This is a genomic window from Pseudarthrobacter ribosi (assembly GCF_055412865.1).
The window spans coordinates 31,241-50,238 of record NZ_JBVAYZ010000025.1 but is presented as its reverse complement, the minus strand read 5'-3'; the positions used below and the strand labels follow the sequence as shown (position 1 = coordinate 50,238).

At 67.1% G+C, this 18,998-nt stretch carries 12 protein-coding genes; 4 read left to right on the top strand and 8 right to left on the bottom strand.

All coding sequences use genetic code 11. The features are described 5' to 3' along the window. Nucleotides 1-9: 9 nt before the first annotated feature. Together ACZYZ5_RS18360 and glf are read right to left on the bottom strand one after the other, a co-directional pair. The gene (locus ACZYZ5_RS18360; protein WP_463903655.1) at nt 10-2,004 is read right to left on the bottom strand and encodes a glycosyltransferase; all 1,995 of its coding nucleotides are present in this window, start codon (nt 2,002-2,004) and stop codon (nt 10-12) included. Next, on the bottom strand, nt 2,001-3,188 hold the full coding sequence (gene glf, locus ACZYZ5_RS18355; protein ID WP_463903654.1) for a UDP-galactopyranose mutase: 1,188 nt from the start codon (nt 3,186-3,188) through the stop codon (nt 2,001-2,003). The genes ACZYZ5_RS18360 and glf overlap by 4 nt, the downstream gene beginning before the upstream one ends. Nucleotides 3,189-3,431: 243 nt before the next feature. On the opposite strand from glf, the gene ACZYZ5_RS18350 reads away from it, so the two are divergent. After that, nucleotides 3,432-7,373, top strand: coding sequence for an FtsK/SpoIIIE domain-containing protein (locus tag ACZYZ5_RS18350; protein WP_463903653.1), 3,942 nt, complete (start codon nt 3,432-3,434; stop codon nt 7,371-7,373). Between the two features lie 68 nt (nt 7,374-7,441). Here ACZYZ5_RS18350 and ACZYZ5_RS18345 read toward each other — a convergent pair whose 3' ends face one another. Continuing rightward, complete coding sequence (locus ACZYZ5_RS18345; protein WP_463903651.1) at nt 7,442-7,933, bottom strand: hypothetical protein; 492 nt, start codon at nt 7,931-7,933, stop codon at nt 7,442-7,444. A 241-nt stretch (nt 7,934-8,174) separates the two neighbouring features. Here ACZYZ5_RS18345 and ACZYZ5_RS18340 point away from each other — a divergent pair, with 241 nt between their 5' ends. Then, a complete protein-coding gene (locus ACZYZ5_RS18340; RefSeq protein ID WP_003804966.1) occupies nt 8,175-8,423 on the top strand; it encodes a WhiB family transcriptional regulator in 249 nt (82 codons plus the stop codon). 153 nt (nt 8,424-8,576) lie between these two features. On the opposite strand, the gene ACZYZ5_RS18335 is transcribed toward ACZYZ5_RS18340, so the two are convergent. From ACZYZ5_RS18335 to ACZYZ5_RS18320, 4 genes are read right to left on the bottom strand one after another with little or no spacing between them, the layout of a single operon-like run. After that, on the bottom strand, nt 8,577-10,046 hold the full coding sequence (locus tag ACZYZ5_RS18335) for a sensor histidine kinase (protein ID WP_463903650.1): 1,470 nt from the start codon (nt 10,044-10,046) through the stop codon (nt 8,577-8,579). Nucleotides 10,047-10,082: 36 nt separating this feature from the next. Beyond that, the gene (locus ACZYZ5_RS18330) at nt 10,083-14,957 is read right to left on the bottom strand and encodes an NAD-glutamate dehydrogenase (protein WP_463903649.1); all 4,875 of its coding nucleotides are present in this window, start codon (nt 14,955-14,957) and stop codon (nt 10,083-10,085) included. Between the two features lie 59 nt (nt 14,958-15,016). After that, nucleotides 15,017-16,372 (bottom strand): CpaE/TadZ family protein, encoded by a 1,356-nt coding sequence (locus tag ACZYZ5_RS18325; protein ID WP_463903648.1) that lies wholly within the window; start codon nt 16,370-16,372, stop codon nt 15,017-15,019. After that, nucleotides 16,369-17,013, bottom strand: a complete 645-nt coding sequence (locus tag ACZYZ5_RS18320; protein WP_463903647.1) for a CpaB family protein — start codon at nt 17,011-17,013, stop codon at nt 16,369-16,371. Before ACZYZ5_RS18320 ends, ACZYZ5_RS18325 begins: the two co-directional genes overlap by 4 nt. Before the next feature lie 148 nt (nt 17,014-17,161). Here ACZYZ5_RS18320 and ACZYZ5_RS18315 point away from each other — a divergent pair, with 148 nt between their 5' ends. After that, the gene (locus ACZYZ5_RS18315; protein WP_307459933.1) at nt 17,162-17,377 is read left to right on the top strand and encodes a helix-turn-helix domain-containing protein; all 216 of its coding nucleotides are present in this window, start codon (nt 17,162-17,164) and stop codon (nt 17,375-17,377) included. A gap of 33 nt (nt 17,378-17,410) precedes the next feature. Here the strand turns inward: ACZYZ5_RS18315 and ACZYZ5_RS18310 are convergent, their stop codons facing one another. Next, a complete protein-coding gene (locus ACZYZ5_RS18310; RefSeq protein ID WP_463903684.1) occupies nt 17,411-18,019 on the bottom strand; it encodes a hypothetical protein in 609 nt (202 codons plus the stop codon). Between the two features lie 169 nt (nt 18,020-18,188). On the opposite strand from ACZYZ5_RS18310, the gene ACZYZ5_RS18305 reads away from it, so the two are divergent. Continuing rightward, nucleotides 18,189-18,965, top strand: coding sequence for a LysM peptidoglycan-binding domain-containing protein (locus ACZYZ5_RS18305; RefSeq protein ID WP_463903646.1), 777 nt, complete (start codon nt 18,189-18,191; stop codon nt 18,963-18,965). Nucleotides 18,966-18,998 lie beyond the last annotated feature (33 nt).

The following is an 18,998-nucleotide window of genomic DNA, read 5'->3' as shown; positions in this document are numbered from 1 at the left end:
GCCGTCACGTCACTTGACTTCACTATGCGTGTGCTCTTCAAAGATCTTCTTCCAACTATCCAGAGACGTCAGTTCCGGCACCGCCGCCTTGTACTCCAGGCTCAGCGACTGCCAGTTCTTGAGCAGCAAAGCGTGCAGGCGGCTGCTCTCGGCGAGCATTTCCCGTACGCGTTTCGGATCCCGCTTATACCAGGAAGCGCCCGTTCCTTCGGCGTTGGAGACAACGGCGCTGTCGAACTGAGCAATCCGCCACCAGCGGTTGTCCTGATGGGCAACGGCCGTTTGTGGACGTTCGGAACTCGTCGCGGAGACCGGGCGGAGAAGTTGGCGTGCAACGGTCTTCGCGGCCCACGGCAGCAGAGTCACCCTGGACGGCTGGGACACACCATGACCCCGGCGCGGGGGCTTGTCCATCTTGGGTGTCGGGAACTCGTCCGGGTCCGAGTGAAAGACGGAGTCGGAATACCCGGCCATCATTGTGCGGATCTCGGGCAGCTTCGTCGGCAGCAACTCCGCCAGACCGGACGGACCCTCGAGCACGTCCCCGAGCGCCCATTGGCGGCCGTGGGCGGTCGCATACTGCATCGACACAAGATGCTTGATGTCGGCATACTGCGATTCGCGGACTACTCGGCCCCCGTGCTCGTACGGGCTGTGCAGCAGGGCAGCAACGATCCGGTTGCGGGCGTGGAAGTAGGCCTGCCAGCCGACCAAGTCATCCTTGTCGATCCAGGACACGTGCCAGACTGCCGAGCCCGGCAGGGAAACCGTCGGGATGCCGTGCGCCTTGGCGCGCAACCCGTATTCCGAGTCGTCCCACTTAATAAAGAGAGGTAGCGACAGGCCGATCTCCCGGATGACCGAGGTTGGAATCAGGCACATCCACCAGCCGTTGTAGTCCACGTCGCAGCGGCGGTGCAGCCACGAGGTCTGCCGCAGGTTCGAGGACAAGAAATCATGGCCAAGGACCATATCCTCGCTAGGAAGGGACGGCTGGAAGCGATACGGATTCACGACCTCCCCGAACGTGTGCAGTACCGTCCGGTTGTAGAGGTCGAACATGTGGCCGCCGACTATGGTCGGCGTCTTGCAGCGATCCGCGAACGTCAGGAGACGGATGATACTTTCCGGCTCGACCACGATGTCGTCGTCCATCAACAGGACATAGTCACTGCCATTTTCGACTGCTTCAAACATTCCCCGGGCAAATCCACCGGAGCCGCCGAGATTTGACTGGTTGATGATCCGCAATTTGCCGCCCAGGGAGTCCCGGACTGCGTCGAAACCATCGGCATCTTCGACCTTGTGCGTGCCCTGGTCAACCAGCAGGATCTCCTGGACATGCGTCAGGGCGTCGGGGTTCTCGGCCAGCAGCCGGAGATTGTTCAGGCAGAAGTCGGTCTTGTTGAGCGTTGTGATCTGCAGGGTGACTGAACCCGGCGTGCTTTCAACTGCGGCGCCCTGCCACTCCGCGTCGACCATGACCAAGGGTTCGGAACCCGCCACGAGGTCAAACCAGTACCAGCCACCGTCGCCAAACGGTGCCAGAGACAGCTCGAAGGTGTTCTCCGCCGCACCCTCCACCCGCCTGGTGTCGACGCGCTGAAGGGAACCGCGGGCGTTCGACTTATAGACGATGACGGATCCGACGCCCTGCGTGCGTACCTGAAGCCGGACTTTGTCTACGGTCGTCCAGCGCCGCCAGTAGCTGGCCGGGAAGGCGTTGAAGTAGCTGCCGAACGAAACCCGCTCCCCCGCACGGACTTTGGTGGAGCTGCGGGACAGGAAGTCTTCAACGTGGGCTTCCTTGCTGGAACTGATGAAGGACCGTCCCGCCTTCTGGCCGTCGCCGTCGCCGACCGTGGGCAACTGGATGCCGGTGGCGGTGCCCATGTCCATGTAGAGGGGAACGGTGTCCATCTGGCTGGCGCTGGGAAGGATGACCCGCTGCAGGGTGTCCCACTTTTGGGCGGACCCAACTGAGCTGTCGGTTACATCGCTCATGCGTCGACTCCTCCGCTTTCAATCTTCGTGCCGGCTTCGAAATGCGGGCGGATCTTGTTGTCGAACATGGTCAGGGCAGACCCGATGGCCATGTGCATGTCCAGGTACTTGTAGGTGCCGAGCCGCCCACCGAAAAGGACGTCCTTCTCGGCCGCCGCCAGGTCACGGTACTTGAGCAGGCGCTCACGGTCCGCGGCGGTGTTAATCGGGTAGTACGGCTCGTCACCCTTTTCGGCAGCCCGGGAGAATTCGCGCATGACGACGGTCTTCTCCGTCTGGTAGTCGCGCTCGGGGTGGAAATGGCGCGGCTCGATGATCCGGGTGTAGGCCACATCCGCGTCGTTGTAGTTGACCACTGACGTTCCCTGGAAATCCCCGACGTCGAGGACTTCTTCCTCGAAGTCGATGGTGCGCCAGGAGAGGTCGCCCTCGGCGAAATCGAAGTAACGGTCCACCGGTCCGGTATAGATGACCGGAATGGTGCCAACGACCTTGTCCTTGCTGTACTCCTGTGACTCGTCGAAGAAGTCGGTGTTGAGCCGGATTTCGATATTCGGGTGGTCCGCCATCTTCTCGACCCAGGCGGTGTAGCCGTTCGTCGGAAGGCCCTCGTATTTGTCGTTGAAATAGCGGTTGTCGTAGTTGTAGCGCACCGGGAGGCGAGAGATGATTCCCGCTGGCAGGTCCTTGGGATCGGTTTGCCACTGCTTGCCGGTGTAGTGCTTGATGAAAGCCTCGTACAGCGGCCGCCCGATCAGCTGGATGCCCTTGTCATTGAGGTTCTGCGGATCGGTCCCGGCGAGTTCCCCGGCCTGTTCCTTGATCAGTTCCTGCGCCTGTCCCGGCGTCAGGTTCGCCCGGAAGAATTGGTTGATCGTGGCCAGGTTGATCGGCAGGGAATAGACCTCGCCCTTGTGGACGCCGTAGACCTTGTGCACATAGTTCGTGAACGTCGTGAAACGGTTCACGTACTCCCAGACGCGCTCGTTGGAGGTGTGGAAGAGGTGCGCCCCGTAGCGGTGGACCTCGATGCCGGTCTGCTTGTCCTTTTCGCTGTAAGCGTTGCCCCCGATGTGGTGGCGGCGGTCGATGACGACTACCTTCAAGCCCAGCTCAGTGGCGGCCTGTTCTGCGATTGTCAGGCCGAAAAAGCCTGACCCTACGATGACGAGGTCAGCGGTCACAAAATCTCCTGGTTCGAATGGGGGCAGCGCAACGTTGTGCATTGTCTGCTGCTCCAGCCTACCCGAGACAGGGTGGAAACCAGCGAATCGCAGACCCTGGGAGGTCCCGGCATCAGCTCCATCCTCCTCCGGTTTGCCGAGGTCGGAGCGCCTTTCCACATAGGCCGAGTCCCCCGCCTCGGGTCAGAGAGACCACGCCTACCGTGGGATCCAGACGACGCCGCGGGAAAGGACTCTTCCTCGATGATGCTGCACTGCACCCTTGTGGCGGCTCCGGGGTCTGCACTCCGCTCTGGACCGGTCGAACTGGCGATAGAGCTGCCCGACAGGTGCCCCGGCGCGGATCTCCAGGCGGCACTTTCCCGGCGTTACGGCACCGGGATCCTGTCGGTGGGCCGGGTGCCGGTGGATGCTTTGAGGGTCGGGGAGGGCCCCCTCGTCCAGGGCGCCGTTCTGGTGGACGGCGCTGCCCCGGCCGCCGCAGCCCCGTTGGCCGCCCGTACCATGGCACCGCTGGCACTGGCCGTGCACAGCGGACCGGGAGCCGGGCTGCTCTTTCCGTTGCGGCGGGGGCGGTTCAGGATCGGCCGCAGCGGAACCGGGATCGTCATTCCGGATGCCGAGTTGTCCCGCGACCATGCGCAGCTGGAGGTGACTGTTTCCGCTGTCACCATACTCGATCTCGGAAGTGCCAACGGCGTCAGGGTCGACGGAAGAAGGGTCCAGGCGGCGGTCGTCTCCACGAGTTCCTTGATTTCATGCGGCGGCTCGTCCATGTCCCTTGTCTTCGGCGGCAGCGTGGATCCCGGCAGCCTGGCCGCTGCCGGGTCCGACGTCACGGCGCCCTTGGTGGTCAGCAACCCGGAGGCGCACAGCAACAGGGTGGCGCTGCTGCTGGCCGCGGCGCTGCCGCTGGCCATCGGAGTCGGGCTGGCCATCCTCACCGGGATGTGGATCTTCCTGGCCTTCACCGCGGTGTCCGCCGTTTCGGTTCTCGTGCCCGTCGCCGCAGGCAGGAGGCAGCGCCGCGAACTCCGGGCCGCCGTCGCCGCGGCAGCGCAGGAGGACAAGGAACGACGACGGCGGGCCGCACCGTCCGCCGGTGAGCTGTCGCTAGGAGTTTGGTCCGAGGAGCCCGGCCCCCTGGGAGTTTCGGCCCCCGCCGGCCCGGTCTGGCTGCGGCTCGGACTGGCACAGCAAAGCGCGAATGTCGGGCTGGACCCGCCGGACCCCGGATTCCGTCCACCGCTGCTCGGCACCATGCCGGTGTCCCTTGATCCCTCGACGGCGGTGACGACCCTGCGTGGCCCGGAATCCTCCGTGGCCGGGCTCGTCAGATCCTTCGTACTGCAGCTTGGCGGCTATGCCGCGGCCCGGCGGACCAGGATCCTCATCCACGGTCCTACCCCGCCGCTTCTTGCCGCACGCTTCCTGCCGGCCGCAATTCTCTCCGTACAGGAGGCTTCCACGCTGGAGACCCTGGCTGCCGGCCCGGGCCGGGACTATGAGCGCGGGGTCCTGATCATCGTCAGTGCCCTTCGTACGGCGGCGCTGCGCTCCGCGGCGGTCCGCCGCGGCTGGCAGGTGATCGACTGCGCCGGCGATCCCGCCCCGGCTGCCGGTGCGGCACTGGTCCTGACCGCGGGCACTGCGTGGCTGTCATCGGCCGGCCCGCCGCTGCCGTTCACGCCGGATCTTGTGCCCTGCGGCGTCTTCGACCGCAATTGCCGCCGGCTGGGGGCCCGGGCCCCTGCGTCAACCCCCGGAACGGAGATCCCCGGGGCCTGTTCCCTCGGCGGGCTGCTTCCGGTCTCGGCGGAGGACCTATCCTCGCGTTGGGCCGCGTCCACGGCCGGGCGTGGCCTTCCCGCCCTGGTCGGCGTCGGAGGATCCGGCCCCCTGCAGCTGGATCTCATAACAGACGGTCCCCATTTCCTGGTGGCGGGCACCACCGGATCCGGCAAATCGGAGTTCCTCCGCACCCTCGCGGCGGCCTTGGCGGCCGCGCATCCCCCAGACCGCATCAATCTGCTGTTCATCGACTTCAAGGGCGGATCCGGTCTGGGGCCGCTGGCCGGCTTGGCCCACTGCGTAGGGCTGCTGACGGATCTCGACCTTGATGAGGTGGCACGCACCCTGGTGTCCCTGGGCGCCGAAGTCCGCCGCCGGGAAGTGCTCCTCGCCGCGCACCAGGCCGCCGACCTCACGGCCTACGAGGCACTTGATCCGCCCGGGCCACCGCTGCCCCATCTGGTCCTCATCATTGACGAATTTCGAATGCTCGTCGACGAGGCGCCGGACGCGCTGGCCGAGCTCATGCGGATTGCTGCGATCGGGCGCTCACTGGGGATCCACCTCATCATGGCCACCCAGCGTCCGCAGGGGGCCGTTTCCGCGGATATCCGGGCGAACGTGACCAGTTGCATCGCCCTGCGGGTTCAATCCGAGCTCGAATCCCTCGACATCATCAATTCCCGACTGGCGGCCGCCATCCCGGTGACGACTCCGGGACGCGGCTACGTGGTCCGCGGAAACGGGGCGCCGGAGGAGTTCCAGACGGCCACCCTCACACCACCCGTTTCCGCGACCGCCCGCGGCCCGACCGTGACCGAGGCGATGGAACTGCTCAATCGCCCGGCAGCGGCCGGGTCCCCCGGCAGGGCGGGCGGCGCTGCGCCGCCGTCCGCGGCGGTGGCCCGGCTGGCGGGAGCGGTCGTGGCAGCCTGGGCGGCCACCGGCAGTCCGAACCCGCGCCGTCCTGTCGCGGCGCCCCTGCCCCGGCAGGTGCCGTTCCCAGCCGACGGGAACCCCAGCCGGATCAGGCTGGGGCTGCTGGACCTTCCCGAAGAACAACGCGTGGCCGAATTCGGCTGGAATCCCGGCGCGCACGGCCACCTTGGACTGGTCTCGGGGCTCGCCGGTGGTGCCGACGCTGCCCTGGGACTCATCGTCGAGCAGCTCCTCAACGGCGACGACGAATCACATCTGTACCTTCTGGATGCCGCCGGTTCCTTCAGCACTGCGGCCGCCCACCCCAGGGCCGGGGCCGTCGTGGGACTGCACGACCTTCGCCGGTCGGCGCGGGTGCTGGAACGTGTTGCCGAGGAGCTGACCCGGAGGCTGGGCACCGCCCGGGCTGCCGGCACGCCTGCCCTCGTCCTCGCACTCTGCGGATGGGGGTCCTGGGTGTCGGCGTTCCGGGCCGGCCCGCTGGCGTGGGCCGAGGACCTGGTCCATGACATCGTCCGCGACGGCGCCCGGGCGGGGATCACCGTGGTGGCGGCGGGTGAACGCGAACTGGTCACCGCACGGTTCTTTGCCGCCGTTCCCAACCGGATCTTCCTGCCCGCCGGTTCAACGGAAGAAGGGCGGCTCGCCTGGCCCCGGCTGCCTGCCACTGCGGCCGTTGCAGGCCGGGTGGTGGTCTTCGGGCCGCTGACGGCCGCATCCTCTCCATCCGGCCACGTGGGACAGCTCTTTGAACCCCGCTCCCCCGCCATCGGCGACCCGGCCCCGGCCGCCCGGCATCGGCCGTTCCGCGTCGAGCCGCTTCCCGCGCGGGTGACGGTCGCCGACGTCAGGTCGGGTGCCTCAGCTGGTCCGGGTGCGCCGACAGGCCAGCTGCGCCTCGGGGTCGAAGGCGATGAACTTGTGCCGGCGTACGTGCCGTTTCCTGCCGGCGCCGTCCTGGTCGTCCTCGGTGGTCACCGTTCGGGGAAAACCTCGCTGCTGTCGGCCCTGCCGGGCCTCAATCCCGGCGCCGGGTGGCTTCGGTGCCCGGCGGCAGCGGATCCGGAGCGTTGGTGGGCCGTGACCCATAGCGCTGCGCTCGACGGCGCCCTGGACCCTGCGGCAATTCTCCTCGCGGACGACCTCGATCTGCAGCCGCCCGAAACCAACAAGCGGCTGCTCCTGCTCAACACCCTCGGCTGGCGCGTGGTCCTGACCGCGGGCTTCAGCCCGGGCCTTCGCCTGCGGGTGCCCCTGGTGCAGAATGCGGCGGGCCCGGGACGGGGCGTGCTGATCGCCCCGCGGGCGTTGATGGACGGAGACTTGTTCGGAGTCCGGTTCGAGCTGGAGCAGAACCCTCCCCCGGGCCGCGCCGTCCTGATTTCGGACGGGCGGGCACGGGCGGTGCAGTTGGCGTTTGATCCGGGTGCCGACTCCGAGGCCGGCGGCCCATGAAAACGCACCGTGATCACGGACCGTGAACACCTGGCACCGGCCGGGCTGTGTGCACGCTATAGGAACGTCTATAGGGCGGGCGGTGCCCCGCCGGCGCGTGAAGCGAACGCGATAACACGCTTGTCGAACAGCAGGACAATGGCGAGAACCGCCGGCACCAGCATGGCCAGGCCCGCCAGGGGGTATCCGCCCGTCAGTGTTGGAAAGCCGATCGTGAGTGTGAACAGCTGCGCCACCAGGGCCCCGGCACGCGGCCACCGGTAGCCCCGGAACAAGAAGGTGGATACCGCATAGAGCCAGGCGGAAAAGGCCAGCAGGAGCCCCAGCGTGAACACGGCCCCCCAGAAGGAGAGGACCGGGGCGCCGGTCAGCAGTTGGCTTCCGTACCAGATGGCCGCCCCTAGCAGCGCGGTCGCCTCCAGGGCCACGACGACCGCGATCACCAGGATTCCTGCGGGCCGTGCAGGAGCGCCGGTCCCGGCGCCGCCTGCCGGGGTCCCTGCGGAGTCGGCGTCGCGGTTTTCGGCAGGTTCGGAGGGATCTTCAGGGGCTCTTGACACACTGGCACAGTACCGGACATAGTCGACCAGATGTGAGGCCACCGCCAGCCAATGTGATGCATCGCTCACGATCCCAAGGTATTTTGCAGGTAAGAACCCCTTGTTTACGCAGCGTTAACATGACACGCTTAATCCAGATGACCGAGGGGGCCCCAGAGGGCCCCTTTCTTATGAAGCCTCTAGTGAATAATTTCACAAAGGCCTTTTAACGTGTTCCCAGGAAATGGAGTGACTGATCAGCATGGATTGGCGTAACCGCGCAGCGTGCCTTGACAAGGACCCGGAGCTATTCTTCCCGGTAGGAAATACCGGCCCAGCCCTCCTGCAGATCGAGGAAGCAAAAAGTGTCTGCCGTCGGTGCCCCGTCGTCGACACGTGCCTGCAGTGGGCACTTGAGTCCGGGCAGGACGCCGGCGTCTGGGGCGGCATGAGCGAGGACGAGCGCCGCGCCCTGAAGCGCCGCGCTGCCCGCGCCCGCCGCGCCTCCTGACACCAGGTTCCTGTTGCCGGCCCGCCGGCGATCCGCCGTGAGCGGCAGGACAGCAATGGCCGCAGACGTCCGTCTGCGGCCATTGCTCGTTAACGAACCGAGCGGACAGGCGGCCGGCAGGCGAAGGATTCAGCCGCCGACCCCGCCCCCGCGTTACCGTTTCGCCAAACTCAGGACAATCTGGACAGCCGTACCGCCGCCCTCCCGGGCCTTCCATTGGATGCTGCCGCCCAGTTCGCTCGTCACCAGGGTCCGGACGATCTGCAGGCCAAGTCCCTCCACATAGGGGGTGGCCGGGATGCCGACCCCGTCGTCCGCCACGGTCACGGTGAGCAGTTCCTCGCCGTCCTCGCTTTCGGACCGATCCGCGATCAGCCAGACGGTGCCGGTCCGGCCCTCCAGGCCGTGTTCGACGGCGTTCGTCACCAGCTCGTTGATCACCAGGGCCAGCGGCGTGGCAAAGTCGCTCGGCAGCTCGCCGAAGAGGCCGGAACGCGCCGTCTTCACCTGCTGTGACGGGGAAGCCACCTCGGCCGAGAGCCGGAACTGGCGGCCGATGAGCTCATCGAAGTCGACGCTCTGGGTCAGGCCCTGCGACAGCGTCTCATGCACGAGGGCAATCGTGGCCACCCGACGCATCGCCTGCTCGAGCCCCTGCTTGGCCTCGTCGCTGACCATTCGCCGCGACTGCATCCGCAGCAGCGCAGCGACGGTCTGCAGGTTATTCTTCACCCGGTGGTGGATCTCGCGGATCGTGGCGTCCTTCGTCACGAGTTCCATCTCCCGCCGCCGCAGCTCGGAGACGTCGCGGCAGAGCACCAGGGCGCCAAAGCGCTGCTGCTCGTCCCGCAAAGGAATCGCCCGCAGCGACAGGCTGACCCCGCGGGACTCGATTTCACTGCGCCACGGCATGCGTCCCGTCACAACCAGCGGCAGGGTCTCGTCCACCATGCGGCGGTCCCTCAGCAGACCCGCGGTCACCTCGGCCAGGCTCCGGCCCTCGAGGGATTCGCCGTCGCCGAGTCGGCGGAACGCCGAGACACCGTTGGGGCTCGCGTACTGGACGATGCCTTCGGCGTCGAGCCTGATCAGGCCGTCACCGACGCGGGGCGCGCCGCGGCGGGACCCGGTGGGCGAGGCGAAATCCGGCCACAGCCCCAGCGTCCCCATCCGCAGCAGGTCATAGGCGCACTGCCGGTATGTCAGCTCCAGCCGTGAGGGCATCCGGGAGCTGGAGAGATCCATGTGGGTCGTGACGATCGCCAGTGTCCGGCCGTTGCGGACCATCGGCACGGCCTCGACCCGCAGCGCCATGTCGCTGCTCCAGTTGGTCTCGTTGGAGCGTTCAATGGAGCGGCTCTCCCACGCCTTGGCGACGAGGGGCTGCAGATCCGACCTGATCCCCTCCCCCACGAAGTCGGCATGGAACACCGTATGCGTGGTGGAGGGGCGGACGTGGGCCAGCGCCACGTAGCCGAACTCAGGGTGCGGAAACCACAGCGCCAGGTCCGCGAACGCCAGGTCCGCGACCATCTGCCAGTCGCCGACGAGGAGGTGCAGCCATTCGGCATCCCCCGGCCCGAAATCAGCATGCTCCCTGATAGGGTCCGTAAAGATTGCCACAGCACCTCCATTTGCGACGCGGGCAGCCCAGCTGCCTTAGCGTCGGACGATTGACCTCAAGAGCCTCAATGCTACCGACAGCGAGGCCATGTCATCGGCCTCGAGGGCGTTCACCTCGTCAAACATGCTCTTCGCCCGGTCCAGCTGCTCAACATTCTGGCTCTCCCAGACCAGAAGCCGTTCCTCAGCCGGCAGTTCCGCAGACGTAGTCTCCAGCACCGCCGTCGTCATATCCGAAACGGTCGAGTAAAGATCGTCACGCAGGGCCGCCCGGGCCAACGCCTGCCAGCGGTCCCTCCGGGGCAGCTTCGTGATGCGCTCGAGCAGCGAGTCGGCGTGGAAGCGGTTGAACACCGTGTAGTAGACATGTGCGATGCTCTCCACGGGTTCCGGGCTGACGTGGACGATCTTGGCGATGTCGAGCAGCACGAAGCTCTCGAACAGTTCCGCCCAACGATGGGCAAGGTCCTCGGGGAGTTCCCAGCCGCGCGCCTTCTCAAGCCATTCGGCCACCCGGGCACGGTCGTCGCCGCGCAGGTAGTCCAGCAGGCGTGCCCGCATCGGATCCATCAGCGGCTTGAACTCGCCGACGATCTCGGCAATGGGCCTGGAGGCGTTGCCCTGGCTCAGGATCCACCGCACGGCCCGGTCCAGCAGCCGGCGGATGTCCAGGTGCACGGTGCTCCAGTGCTCCGTCGGGAAGGACGCAGGCAGCTCGTTGAGTTCCGCGACCATGATGTTCAGCTCGTACACCTCGCGGAGTGCCACGAAGGCTTTGGCGACGGCGGCCTCGGTGGCCGAGGTCTCTTCCATGGCGCGGAACACGAAGGTGATGCCGCCCATGTTGATCATGTCGTTCGCCACCACCGTGGCGATGATTTCGCGCCGCAGCGGATGCGTGTCGAGCTCGGCGTCGAACCTGTCGCGCAGCTGCTGCGGGAAGTAGGCCCGCAGGGTCTGCCGGAACCATGGGTCCTCGGACAGGTCACTGTCCCGGAGTGCCGAGGCGAGTTCGATCTTGGCGTAGGCCGCCAGCACCGACAGCTCGGGCGAGGTCAGGCCCTGGCCCTGATCCAGCCGCTCGCGCAGTGTCTCCGTGGTCGGCAGCGCCTCGAGATCGCGCTTTAGATCGCCGGACTTCTCCAGCCAGTCCATCAGGCGCTCGTAGCTGGGGCTCCATTCGGAGACCCGCATCCGGTCATTGAGCAGCAGGATGTTCTGGTCGACATTGTCCTCCAGCACGAGGCGGCCGACTTCGTGGGTCATCGATGCCAGGAACTCCGAACGCTCCGCAGGATCCAGCTTCCCCGCGGCAACCATCCGGTCGACGAAGATCTTGATGTTGACCTCGTGGTCCGAGCAGTCCACGCCGGCGGAATTGTCGATCGCATCGGTGTTCAGGATGACGCCCTGGAGGGCTGCCTCGATACGTCCGCGCTGCGTCATGCCCAGGTTTCCGCCTTCACCGACAACCTTCACGCGCAGGTCGCGGCCGTCGACGCGGATGGAGTCATTGGCCTTGTCGCCGACCTCGGCGTTGGTTTCGCTGCTGGCCTTGACGTAGGTGCCGATGCCGCCGTTGTACAGCAGGTCGGCCGGGGCGAGCAGGATCGCGCGCAGCAGCTCGGGCGGGCTGAGCTGGGTGGTCCCGTCAGGCAGTCCGAGCGCGGACCTGACCTGGTCCGAGACCGGGATGGACTTGGCCTGGCGGGCAAACACGCCGCCGCCCTCGCTGATCATTGCCTTGTTGTAGTCGTCCCAGGAGGAACGGGGCAGCTCGAAGAGCCGCTGCCGCTCGGCGAAGGAGACGGTCTCGTCCGGGGCGGGATCGAGGAAGATGTGCCGGTGGTCAAAGGCCGCCAGCAGGCGGATGTGCTTGGACAGCAGCATTCCGTTGCCAAACACGTCACCGGACATGTCGCCGACGCCGACGACGGTGAACGGCTCGGCCTGCGTGTCCAGGTCCAGCTCGCTGAAGTGGCGCTTGACGGATTCCCAGGCACCGCGGGCGGTGATGCCCATGGCCTTGTGGTCGTAGCCGACGGAGCCTCCGGAGGCGAAGGCATCGCCGAGCCAGAAACCGTATTCCGCGGCGAGGCCGTTGGCGATGTCGGAGAAGGAAGCCGTTCCCTTGTCGGCCGCGACGACGAGGTAGGAATCGGCGTCGTCGTGCCGTACGACGTCGGCCGGCGGGATCAGCTGCTCGCCCTCCGGCGTCGTGACGAGGTTGTCGGTGACGTCCAGGAGTCCGCGGATGAAGGTCTTGTAGCTTTCCACGCCCTCCGCCATCCATGCGGTGCGGTCTGCCGCCGGGTCCGGAAGCTGCTTGGCGTAGAATCCGCCCTTGGCGCCGGTGGGCACAATCACGGCGTTCTTGACCGTCTGGGCCTTGACCAGGCCGAGGATCTCGGTGCGGAAATCCTCGCGCCGGTCCGACCAGCGCAGCCCGCCGCGGGCGACCTTGCCGAAGCGCAGGTGCACCCCCTCGACCCGGGGCGAGTAGACCCAGATCTCGAACATGGGCTTCGGGAACGGCAGGCCCTCCAGGGCGGAGGGGTCTAGCTTGAAACTGAGGTGCGGTTTGTTCTGGTAATAGTTGGTCCGCAGCGTCGCCAGGATCAGGTTCTTGAAGGTCCGCAGCACGCGGTCGGCATCGAGGGTCGCGACCTGTTCGATTGCGGCGTCCAGGCCGGTGAGGACATCGTCCTGCCTGATCCGGCGTGCCTCCTCGTCCAGCGAGGGATCGAAGCGGGCTTCGAACAGGGCACTGAGCCCGCGGTTGACATCCGGGTTGGCCAGCAGGGTGTCGGACAGGAATCCGTAGGAGTTGGTGTTGCCCATCTGCCGCATGTACTTGGCATAGGCGCGCAGCACCACGACCTGGCGCCAGTGCATTCCCTCGCGCAGGACCAGCCGGTCGAAGCTGTCCGATTCCACCGCACCGGACACCGCGGCGCCGAAGGAGTCCGCGAGCAGCTGCCCGGTCTCGATCGGGTCCACCCCGGCCGGGTACTTCAGGCCCAGGTCGTAGAGGAAGTAGTCCCGGTGGTCGGCGGTTTCGATCTCGAACGGGCGCTCGTCCAGGACTTCCAGGCCCAGGTTGTGAAAATAGGGCAGGATCTGGCTCAGGCTCTTGGGCTCGAGCATGTAGAGCTTGACGCGGGCGTCCTCTTCGAGCGTCGCGCCGGCGCCGTCCGGGAGGTAGACGTGGACGCCGGGATGTTCCTTGACGGCTTCCCCGGCCCTTTCGGCGGCGGCACCGTACTTCTCGAAGCGGGCGATGTCCTCAAGGGCATCCTCCACCTCGTAGTCGACGCGGTAGCTCGCCGGGAAGGCCTCGGCCCACACGGCGGCGAGCTCCTTGGCGCCGTTTTCCTTGATGCCGCCGGCGCCGTCGGCGCGGGTGTGCAGGACTTCGGCGATGCCTTCGCTCCACGAGCGGGCCGCCCGGACTAGCCGCTTTTCGAGATCATCGGTGTTGACGTTGCCGACATCGGCGTTCTTCGGAAGCCGGATCCGAAAGAAGAGCCGCGCCAGGGCGGATTCGGTCATCCGCGCCTCGTAATCGATGGACACGGCATCGAAGGTCTCGCGCAGTTCCTGCTCGATGCGCAGGCGCACGTTGGTGGTGTACCGGTCGCGCGGAAGGTAGACGAGGGCTGACATAAAGCGGCCGTAGATGTCCGGCCGCAGGAACAGCCGGGTCCGGCGGCGTTCCTGCAGCCGCTGGATGCTCGTGGCAATGGCGGCCAGGTCGGGGATCTCGATCTGGAAGAGCTCGTCGCGGGGGTAGGTTTCGAGGATGCCCAGCAGGTCCTTGCCGGAGTGTGAATCCGGCGGGAAGCCGGCATCCCGCAAGACCGCGGCGACCTTCTCCCGGACCACCGGGATGTCACGCACGGATCCGGCGTATGCGGTGGTGGCGAAGAGTCCGATGAAGCGTCGTTCGCCGTTGACGTTGCCGGCTGCATCGAAGCTCTTGACGCCGATGTAGTCCAGGTAGGCCGAGCGGTGAACGGTGGAGCGTGAGTTGGCCTTGGTGATGACGAGCGCGCGCTTTTCGCGTGCCTTCTTGCGGCCGGTCTCCGTGAGGTGCTGGATCTGGTGCGGTGTGTCGGCACTGGCGCGCAGCAGCCCGAGTCCGCTCTCCTCCCGGGGTTCCAGGACATCTTCGCCGGATTCGTTCTTGAGGTCGTATTCGCGGTAGCCGAGGAAGGTGAAGTTCCCGTCGTCCAGCCAGCGCAGCAGTTCCTGCGCCTGGCGGAGTTCGGCGATCTGCGCCGGATTGGCGAGCTCGTCCAGGTCCCCGGCAATCTGGATGGCCCGGTTCCGCATCTTCGGCCAGTCCTCGACGGCGGCGCGCACATCGTTGAGCACCCGGTCGATGCCCTCAGTCAGCGCCGCACGCTTCGCTTCGTCGACGCGGTCGATTTCGACCGCGATCCAGGACTCCATGTGGGAGGCGTTGTCGCCCTGGGCGATCAGGTGCGACAGGTTGGGCATCGCTGCCGTGTCGCCGCTGGAGATGCCCAGGTGCGAGGGGACCCGGGCGACCCGGACCAGCTCCCCGGTCTCACGGTTGCGGGTCACGACGAACAGCGGATGCATCACCAGGTGGATGGGGGCGTGCTGCCGGACCAGCTCGGCGTTGACCGAGTCAACCAGGAAGGGCATATCGTCGGTGACGATGTAGACGACACTGCGGTCGGCCTCGTCGGAAATGGTGATGTTGGCGTTGCCCGGGAAGCGCTGCGCCGCCGTTTGGCGGTGCGTCTGCGCCCGCGCCGCGAGCAATTCCGCAGGAAAAGCCCGGGCGTCTTCCCCTGCGATGTGCTCGTAGTAGTCCCGCAGGTAGCCTTCTCCGGCACCGATCGAAACGGGTTGATCCTCCACGCTGGACCCAGACGACATCGACAAACGCCTCCATCAAGAAAGTTCACGGCCGCTTCGTTGCGGCCCTCATGGCGAGCCTAGCCCTTTAGTCGGCGCTTTGCTGTGGTGAAAAAGACAGAGGATCGGCTGTTCTGCTGGACGGGTGCACAAACCAATGCGGCGATGGCCTTCCGGAGCGGGGAATCCGGGGCAGCTTCGAGCAGCAGTGATCCGGAGAGCAGGGCCGCATCGCTCGAGACCGGATCAGCGGGGAGGAACGCCGACAGCGGGGCGGCGGGGCCGTACCGCTCCCAGGCGTCGCGCAGTTGCCGCTCCGGAGAGCGCCCCACCGCGGACTGGCGGACCTTGTTCAGCACCACCCGCGGGGACGCCTGCGGAACGGCCGCTTCAAGTTCGGCTAGCCCCCGGACCAGCCGCGGGACGCCGATCGAGTCTGCGGCCCCGACGGCGAACACGGTGTCCGCCAGTTCAAGGCTCCTCAGCGTCGCGGCGTTCCGGCGGGGCGCCATCGTGTCGAAACTCAACTCTTCGTCGCTTTCGAGGCAGAACCCCGTATCAACGACGGTGACGTCCGCGACCTGCCGGGCACGGGCGAGGACGAGGGACAGTGCCGCGGAGCGAAGTTCAGTCCAGCGGTCCGCGCGGGTGATTCCGGTCAGCACACGGAAGGTGCCCGCCCTGGTCACCACGGGCGCCGCAATCCGGAGCAGAGCTTCGGCGTCAAGGAGGCCCTGATCCGCCAGGCGGCAGGCCTGCGCCAGGCCTGCGGCTTCATCCAGGAGTCCAAGCATGGCTGCGACGCTGGCACCGTAGCTGTCAGCATCCACCAGCAACACCGATTTGCCCCCGGCCGCGAGTTCGGCCGCCATGTTGGCAGCGAGCATGGTCCGGCCCGGCGAACCGGCCGGGCCCCACACCGCAATGATCTGCCCGGCGCCGGATCCTTCCGGTCCCTCCACGGCAGCACGCCCGGAGGGGCCGGGGGTCGGGCCTAGTCCCGCCGCGGCAGCACCGGAGTGTCCGGGCGTCGGGCCGGCGTCGGCCAAGCCGGGGCCTTCTGCCCGCCGAAGCCGCCGGTCAGGTCCGGCCAGGCGTGCCACCGCCCCCGTGATGCGGCTGGCGAGGGCCGCGGCGTCGACCCCGGTGATGTCAGCATCCACGCCGATCCCCTGCAGCCGGGCCTGTTCCTCCGGACTGTCGGTCAGGGCAAGGACAGCCACACCCACGGCGGACAGCCGGTCGACCAGCGACGCGGTCAACTCCTCGCTGCCCTGCGCCACGACGGCTGCCCGGGCCAGTCCGCCCTGGCACGCCGCCAGCAGTTCCGCGAGTTCGCTGCAGCGCCGGACGACGGATACCGGCCCGTGGAGCCGTTCCAGCCTGCCGACCAGGTCTTCGCGCGAATCCCCGACAGTGACGACCGGGATGCTCATCGGCCCGTGCCTCCCGGGTTCCAGACCACGGAGATCTTTGCCTTGTTGGCCTGCGCGCCCAGCAGGTTGGGCATCTGCCCGTCCGTTACCAGCACCATCACGACGGTGGACCGGGCAGACCCCAGCGCGCTGCTGCCCGGGGTGATCTGGGCGATTTCGGCGCCCGGCAACAACAGGGTCGGCTGCATGAACCCGTTCCGGTCGTCGGGCAGCGCAACCCAGACATCGACCCGTGAGCCGGCAACCGCCTGCGGCGGCAGCGCCTCATCGATGGTGACCGCGACCGGCTTCCGGTCCAGGCCATCGACCTGCCCGAAGCTCCCGCGCGGCACCAGTTGGTCCTTGCCGATTCTCTGGACGGCAACGAGTCCGTCAGGCACGCCGGACGCGGGCGTCAGATACTGCTGCTCCACATCGCCCAGCCGGACCTTGACGCGGTTCAATTTGTCCGGGGTCAGCTTTTCGCCCACGGCGATCGCCTCCCGTGCGGTGTAGGCCTCGGCAGTCTGGTCCGCGGCGGCGACCAGGGAGATGACTCCTGCAACGGAGGCCAGGACGAGCAGGATGCCGATGAGGAGCCTGGGATCTTTCCAGGATGGTTTCTTCAGCCGCGCCCCGCCGGCCACCGTGCTCCCGCTCATGCGACTGCTCCCCCCGTAGTCGGCGCCCGGCACCGGCCGGGCCTCATCATTGTTACGCCTTCGCGCGCTGACGGGAAGGTGCCGGAACAAAGAAGTGCAAACTGTGGATATCGGCCTCAGACGAAGCCATTGGTGGCAAAATGTAGTTATGCCCCGATTCCTGACCCTTGCCGACGTCGCAGAGCAGCTCCAGATCAACGCCCCGGCTGCCTACGCGCTTGTGCGCAGCGGTCAGCTCAAGGCCATTCAGGTGGGTGGCCGAGGCCAGTGGCGTGTCGAGGAAAAGATGCTTGAGCAGTACATCGAGGAGCGGTACGCCGAGGCAAGCCGGATGATCGAAGAGGCCAAGTCCAAGACCCGCTGAGCCCGGCGTCCCGCGTGCGCTGCGCGCCGGCCCTTATCGTGCCTCGTAGCCCGGAGCCCGGGCCGACCTGATGGCGGCCAGTGCGGCAAAAGGGATGGTCGCCAGCTGCCGGACGTTGGCCGCCCGCCGGTCCTCGCCTTCGCCGGTGACCGCCAGGTCAAGGTAGTCGCGACCGACCCGGTCAATCACCCCGTGCAGCGTCGTTTCACCCGTTGAGCCGCCGGAAATCAGGACGGCGAGGCCGGTGCGGTCCCGCGCCAGCCCGCGCAAGGCGCTCGCCAGGCCCAGTCGCTGCCGGACCTTGGACGGCTCGGGCACGGCGAGCCGCGAGAGCCCGAGATAGCGTACCGCCGAGGCATAGGGAACCAGCACCTGGTGCGTCGGTTCATCCAGCACAAGCGCCTGGCTCCCGGCGTGGCTCAGGGTTCCTCGGAACGTCGATCCGGACGCAAGCCCAACCACGATCTGTAGCCCCAGCGAGCCGCGCAGCCGGTCCGCGAGTTCCACCGCCGCCGACTCCGACCGGGTCCGCTCCGCGATTTCCGCGTCGAGATCCAGCCGCTCGCTGGCGGCCAGCTGTGTCTCCAGGTCGTCAAACAAGGCATCCCAGCGCATGGCGTCAGCGTAGGCGTGCCAGGCCACAAGGGTCAACCACGCCTTTTTGAATTGTCTCTGGACAAATGCCTCTTTCAAGGATCAAACTGTGCCTAAGAGCATCAAACAGCATCAAACAGCATCAGTTGTCAGTCACTTCCGGTGAGGCGGTAAGACCATGCGGGCAGCAGAATTCGCACATCCCAGGCGCCGGCGCGTGTTCCCCGCCGACGCGGCCATGGCAACCGTCATCCTGTTGCTCGGCCTCTTCCTTGCCGCAAACGGAGGGAGTAGCGTCCAGCGCTGGCGGTCATCCCCCGGCCGGCAGCTGCCCCTCGGGTTCGAGGACCAACTTGGCGTTGCGGCCAACACGGCCGGCCTGATCGTCATCGTCTGGTGGGCGATGTCCTTCGTCATTGCTGTTGCGGCGGCAACCCTCGACCGTTGCGGAAACGCCCGCGCTGCCTCGGCTGCTGGTAAGTTCACCCCCGCTTTCATGCGCCGGCTCGCCCTGGCTGCGGTCGGACTGCAGCTGGTCACCGCACCACTGGCCGCCGCCTCTCCCCTGCCGGCTGGCCATGGATCCCTCGGGGCCGCACCGGCAGCATCCGCCGCGTGGACGCCGCCGGCGCACCCGGCCACAACCGGCACTCCGCTGCCAGCCGTCATTTCAACCCCCGGACCGGCGCCGCTGCCGGGCGCTCCGGCCGTAGCCCACCCACAATGGCGGCCGCTTGGCCCGGTCGTCGCACCCGGCCCCCTGACGGGTCGCCCGCTGCGGCAACAGCAGCCCGGGGCCGAGTCCGCGGAGGTGACGGTCCGTTCCGGAGATTCGCTGTGGAGCCTGTCGTCTGCCCGGCTGGGGCCCTTCGCCTCCGACGTCGACATCGCCCTGGACTGGCCCCTGATCTATCAGGCCAACAGGGACATTATCGGCGGGAACCCCAACCTCCTGAGGCCGGGCCAGGTGCTCCACCTGCCGCCCGGGCACTGATTCCGCAGACGCGGCGGGACGACATCAACGGCT